The sequence below is a fragment of the Nocardioides sp. genome (assembly GCF_004803405.1).
GTDB lineage: Bacteria > Actinomycetota > Actinomycetes > Propionibacteriales > Nocardioidaceae > Nocardioides > Nocardioides vastitatis.
In genome coordinates this window covers 1-855 of sequence record NZ_SSXI01000216.1, presented here as the reverse complement: position 1 = coordinate 855, position 855 = coordinate 1, and the positions used below count along the sequence as shown (strand labels likewise).

The window sequence follows — 855 nt, the reverse complement described above, 5'->3', positions numbered from 1 at the left end:
GAGCTCGATGATCGGCCGCAGCCAGCCACCGTCGCGCGGCCGCACAGGGTCGGCGTACGGCGTCCGGCCGGTCGTGGCGTGGAGCAGCACTCCAGCGAGGGACCAGACGTCGGCCCGGGTGTCCGGGCGCGCCCCCGCGACGATCTCGGGTGCGGTGAACGCAGGGTCGGCGGCCACGCCGCCCGCCTCCAGCAGGCTCGCGCTGGCGCCGTCGGCCAGGAGAACGGCCGACGGCGAGACGGCTCCATGTGCTCCGGTGGTGAGGTGGGCGGCCGCCAGCGACTCCGCGACCGGCAGCAGGAGGAGCGCTGCGTGGTCGGCTGGGAGCGGGCCGCGGTCGCGCACGTGCTCCGCCAGCCGGGGGGCTTGCTGGCTCACGCGGTGAGGGTACCCATGCCCGTCCCATCGTGGCAGCGATGTGGCGGCAGCTGTCCTCAATGGGCCCAGCGCTGCTAGCGGGCGTCGGCGATGAGCAGCCGTCCGCCCTGCTGGACCAGCTCGAGCGTGACCTGCTCGGTGCGATTGCCCGCACCCGGGAACTCGTATCGGTAGGTGTAGCTGACCGTCATCGCCACGGGATCGGCATCGATGTCCAGGATCCGCGGGTTGTGCATCGGTCCCCAGAAGTCGGCGTACGCCGGGCTGCGCTGCTGATAGCTCGGCGTGAGCATGCGGAAGCCGGCGGCGGGATCGGCATCGGCTGTGCGGATGTAGCTCTCTGCGAAGGCCTCCAGCTCCTCGGCGGACGGCGCCTCCTCGGCCGGCTGCTCCGTGCTCCCGCCGCCACTCTCCTGCTGCGCGGCCGACTCGGTCGGCGCGGCGGCGGGCGGTGCGGGGTCTCCGCCCGCGCCGTTG

The 855-nt window shown here is 73.8% G+C and carries 1 protein-coding gene and 1 pseudogene; both read right to left on the bottom strand.

The genetic code is table 11. The features are described from left to right. Positions 1-378, bottom strand: a pseudogene (locus tag E7Z54_RS14625) (hypothetical protein); the annotation flags it as partial. A 74-nt stretch (positions 379-452) separates the two neighbouring features. Further along, the coding region (locus E7Z54_RS23315; RefSeq protein WP_168798338.1) for a hypothetical protein at positions 453-855 on the bottom strand (403 nt) is incomplete at its 5' end.